4 protein-coding genes and 1 pseudogene are annotated in these 4,382 nt (G+C 69.3%); 1 reads left to right on the top strand and 4 read right to left on the bottom strand.

From position 1 onward, the window contains the following. Positions 1–88: 88 nt before the first annotated feature. A complete protein-coding gene (locus G6027_RS03150; RefSeq protein WP_182635330.1) occupies positions 89–1,045 on the bottom strand; it encodes a hypothetical protein in 957 nt (318 codons plus the stop codon). Positions 1,046–1,447: 402 nt separating this feature from the next. Between G6027_RS03150 and G6027_RS03145 the strand changes: the two genes are divergently transcribed. Next, positions 1,448–1,723, top strand: coding sequence for a hypothetical protein (locus tag G6027_RS03145; protein WP_241726763.1), 276 nt, complete (start codon positions 1,448–1,450; stop codon positions 1,721–1,723). A gap of 68 nt (positions 1,724–1,791) precedes the next feature. Here G6027_RS03145 and G6027_RS03140 read toward each other — a convergent pair whose 3' ends face one another. From G6027_RS03140 to G6027_RS03130, 3 genes and pseudogenes are all read right to left on the bottom strand, one after another. Beyond that, positions 1,792–2,343 (bottom strand): hypothetical protein, encoded by a 552-nt coding sequence (locus G6027_RS03140; protein ID WP_182635328.1) that lies wholly within the window; start codon positions 2,341–2,343, stop codon positions 1,792–1,794. Between the two features lie 267 nt (positions 2,344–2,610). Continuing rightward, a complete protein-coding gene (locus G6027_RS03135) occupies positions 2,611–3,897 on the bottom strand; it encodes an adenylosuccinate synthase (protein WP_182635327.1) in 1,287 nt (428 codons plus the stop codon). Between the two features lie 122 nt (positions 3,898–4,019). Further along, positions 4,020–4,382 (bottom strand): annotated as a pseudogene (locus tag G6027_RS03130) (biotin-dependent carboxyltransferase family protein); the annotation flags it as partial.

The raw sequence follows: 4,382 nt of genomic DNA, 5'->3' as shown, positions 1-4,382 counted from the left end.
CCAGCCGCGCACGCCGCCGGCCATCCCCGATCCGGCGCGATCCTGGATGCATCGGCCGAGTGGGACCGTCCCAGAACGTGACCAGGATTCAGTGATTGCGACCGGGGTGCACGGAATGCTCCCAGCCCTGCCTCTCGAAGGCCCCGCGGACGAAGCGGGTGAGCGTCTGCGGAGTGTGCAGCAGGCCTTGCGTCACCCGCCTCACCTCCCAACCGAGGGCCGCCAGCCGCAGCATCGCCACGGAATCGCCGTCTCGACGGGCCCGGGTCAGGTGCTCATTGCCGTCGTACTGCAATCCGACCTTCCACCGACGATTACCCAGGTCGAGTCGCGACACCACCGCGCCGGACTCGTCCCGGACCTCCACCTGCGACTCGAACGCAGGCAGATCGGTCGCGCCCATGATCATCCGCAGTTCGGATTCCTTGGGGGACTCGGCCAGCGGATCCACAGAGGGCAGCAACCCCAGCACGCGACGGACCCCGGTCTGACCTGCCATGGCGAACGCCGCAGCCGCGATTGCATCCGGATCGGTGCCACCCGTGCGACACAGGGAATCCAGAGCTGCGACCGCCCGGACATCGGACGTCAGGTGCCGGGCGAGGTCGATTGCCGTCCTGGCGGGCGTCGTCACGGCCATCCCCTGCCACAGGACATGCTCGGGAGCGGTGGTCCATTTGCGGACGACGATGCCGGGCGGGGGGCTGCGCCACATCGGCCTCCAGAGTTGGACCTCGTCGCGGACGAGTTCCTCCCCGAAGTACCTTTCCCCGGCCAGGTACCCGGCGGCACCCCCGCAGATCACCGAGCGCGGGCCACCCCCCAACCAGGCCGCGCGGATCGTCTGCGCTACGTCGAGTTCCGCTGACGCTCGCACATAGACCCTCGGGTGCAGTCGACGGAAGCGAGTACGCAAATCCTGTCTGGTGAGGATCCCCGCGGCCAGCGCGCTGTTGACCAGGAACGGTTCGCCACCGTAGACGGCTCTGACGAAGGCCGCCTCACGCCTCGGCGGTCCCGCAGGGTCTGAGTGGGTCGGTGGCATGGTCGCATGGTGCTACGCGGGAACTCGGTTATCGAGTCGTGATTAGCCGACTGTGGACGAGGCGGACGACCATCCACAGCCTGGTCGCGGTCCGCGAATCGAGGCTCGCGATCAGCGGCCATCGCGATGCATCACGAGCGACCACGAGCGACCAGGAGCGATCGGCGAAAGCTCGTCTCGATTCGAGCATCCTCGGCGAGTTCTGGAACGGACCCACCTGGCCGATGCCTCCCAGAACGCGCCGAATCGCGGGGGCGAGTGCCCAGGATCGCGTGCCCTGAGCCGAATCGCGGGGGCGAGTGCCCAGGGCGAGCGCCCAGGGTGAGCGCCCAAGGCACTGCTGCGAACGACGAAACCGCGGGTAATGCGAGACGCCTTGGAAGCGATAGTGGGGACATGATCATGACCCGCACAGCTACTGCTGCCGCCGCTCTCGCTCTGACAGCCGCCACGTCCGTTGCCGTGGCGCCCGCTCATGCCGCACCCGCGCAGCACGGCCACGTGACTTACGTTGCGCAGGCCTCCGGGTCCGCGGACAGTGGCTCGCTCGACAACCCGATCGTCGGGGCCGGCCTCATCATTCTCGCGGGCGTCGGAGTCTCCATCGCGCTGGCTGTCGGCGCGGGCGTGGCGGGCGGAGCGTTTCCGCTACCGCAGCTGCCGGGCCTGATGGGGTGACGGGATCGACCTGACGGGAACAGCTGACGAGACGGGCTGACCGCGCTCCGGACGAGCTATCCCGTTTCCTATGATCCGCTCGAGCCGAGCTCCGCGGACCCCAGCGGGAGCGACCCGAGGTCCAGTGACCCTCGCCCACCGGACTCGTACGCGAACTCGTACACATACAGGTACTCGTGGCCACACAACGCCATGGCCCCTGCGGCGAAGTCCGCGGCGGCGGACAGCTCGACCTGCCACGCGCTGGATTGGCCACCCGAGAGTTCAAGCAGGTCGACGCCGACGGTCCCGGCAGTAGTCGCGGCGGCGAGCGCATCCTGATAGCCCTCAGGCCCGTTCAGTCCGCCCCCGGCGGCGAGATTCTCCTCGAGGCTGCGAATCAGTGCGGCCGGCCCCACGAGCACTTCACACTCGACGTCCACGTCGGTGTTGTTGCCCAGCGTGCCGGCGGCACCGTCCGCGTCAGCCGAGTCGAGGGCCAATGTGAGGGCCCGCGGGGCCACCGAACTCACGGAGGCAGAAGCCGTGTCGAATGACTGTCCCCGGGCGATCCCGGCACCACCACCCATGGCGGCGGCCCCCAGGGCGACTGTGGCCGCAACGGATACGACTCGGTTCACGCGCACGAGGGTGTCCTTCCGCCCGCGATAGACCGGCGAGGGTGAATCCCGTGGGACGACCGCTCCGAGCGGCCCGCCTCGCCCGCTGGCCGTGAGGCCCGGACTGAAGTGAATACAACCACGCATCCGCGACGCCGTGGGGGGATGGGAGCGGGCAACCCCGCCAACCGTCACTCCGGGCGAGCCAGTCGGTGTCAGAGCCGCGGGCGCCAGCCCCTCGGCCCCTCAGCGCCAGCCACTCAGCTCAAGCCCCTCCGCGCCAGCCCCTCAGCCCAGGATGTCGCGCCGCACCACGTTCTCGTCGCGGCCCGGCCCCACCCCGATGTACGACATGTGGCAGCCGGCCAGCTCCTCGAGCCGCAGCACGTAGTCGCGGGCTTCGGGCGGCAGGTCCCCGAAGGCCCTCGCCCCGCGAATGTTGTCCTCCCAGCCGGGCATGGTCTCGTAGACCGGCGTGGCGTGGTGGAAGTCGGTCTGCGTCATGGGCATCTCGTCGTGCCGGACGCCGTCGACGTCGTAAGCCACACAGATCGGGATCTCGCCGATGCCGGTGAGCACATCGAGCTTCGTGAGGAAGTAGTCGGTGAAGCCGTTGACCCGGGCGGCGTAGCGCGCGATCACGGCGTCGTACCAGCCGCAGCGCCGGGTGCGGCCGGTGTTGACGCCCACCTCGCCGCCGGTGACCTGCAGGTACTCGCCCCACTTGTCAAAGAGCTCGGTGGGGAACGGCCCGGCGCCCACCCGCGTGGTGTACGCCTTGACGATGCCCAGCGAGTGGGTGATCTTGGTGGGCCCGACGCCCGACCCCACGCAGGCGCCGCCGGCGGTGGGATTGGACGAGGTGACGAACGGGTAGGTGCCGTGGTCGACGTCCAGCATGGTGGCCTGGCCGCCCTCCATCAGCACGGATTCGCCGCGCTCCAGCGCCTGGTTGAGCATGAGGGTGGTGTCGCTGACCATGGGCCGGAGCCTCTCGGCGTGCCCGAGGAAGTACTCGACCATCTCCTCGACCTCGACCGCGCGGCGGTTGTAGATCTTGACGAAGATCTGGTTCTTGAGGTGCAGGGCGCCCTCGATCTTCTGGCGCAGGATGGACTCGTCGAAGACGTCCTGCACGCGGATCCCCACCCGCGAGACCTTGTCGGCGTAGGTGGGCCCGATGCCGCGGCCGGTGGTACCGATGGCCTTCTTGCCCAGGAACCGCTCGGTGACCTTGTCCAACTCCTGGTGGTACGGGGCCACCAGGTGGGCGTCGGCGGAGATCCGCAGCCGCGAGGTGTCGGCTCCGCGGGCCTCGAGGCCGTCGATCTCGGCGAACAGCGCCTCCAGACTGACCACCACGCCGTTGCCGATCACGGGCACGGCCGTGGGTGAGAGGATGCCGGCGGGCAGGAGCTTGAGCTCGTACTTCTCGCCGCCCACCACCACGGTGTGCCCGGCGTTGTTGCCGCCGTTGGGCTTGACCACGTACTCGACGCGGCCACCCAGGATGTCGGTGGCCTTACCCTTGCCCTCGTCGCCCCACTGGGCGCCGATCAGGACGATCGCTGGCATGGTTTGCTTTCACCTCGAAGAGAGTCGTCTTTCGGTGAGGGACGAAAACCCGCCCGCAGGCAGTGATTCCGCGCACACCAACGGTCCAGGGTACTTGGTTCCGCCTCGCACACCCTAGTCGGTCACTCGGACACCTTCCGGAAGCTCACCGGCGCTCCCGGCAGGAGTTGGGACAGTGCGTCCGACGACCGCGCGGTCAGCACCCCGATCACCGGGTACCCGCCCGTGACGGGGTGGTCCGGCCCGAACACGACCGGCGAACCGTCGGCCGGGACCTGCACCGCGCCGCGCACCATGCCCTCGCTGGGGATCTCGCGGGTGCTCGACCGCGGGACGGGCTCGGCCGGATCGATGCGCACCCCCACCCGGTCCGCATGACCACTGACGTGCCCGGTCTCCGCAAGGACGCGCCAGGCCCCGGGAGGGAACAGGTCGTCGCGCGGGCCGGGGATCACGTCCAGGACCACGGGGTCCGGCCCACTGCC

It is taken from the genome of Dietzia sp. SLG310A2-38A2, assembly GCF_014145095.1.
In the GTDB taxonomy this organism is placed as follows: domain Bacteria; phylum Actinomycetota; class Actinomycetes; order Mycobacteriales; family Mycobacteriaceae; genus Dietzia.
This window is presented reverse-complemented; position numbering and strand designations above follow the sequence as displayed.

Excerpts from the sequence above, each read along its gene's own strand:
- G6027_RS03150 (WP_182635330.1), bottom strand. The coding sequence starts at position 1,045 with ATGCCACCGACCCACTCAGACCCTGCGGGACCGCCGAGGCGTGAGGCG.
- G6027_RS03145 (WP_241726763.1), top strand. The coding sequence starts at position 1,448 with ATGACCCGCACAGCTACTGCTGCCGCCGCTCTCGCTCTGACAGCCGCC.
- G6027_RS03135 (WP_182635327.1), bottom strand. The coding sequence starts at position 3,897 with ATGCCAGCGATCGTCCTGATCGGCGCCCAGTGGGGCGACGAGGGCAAG.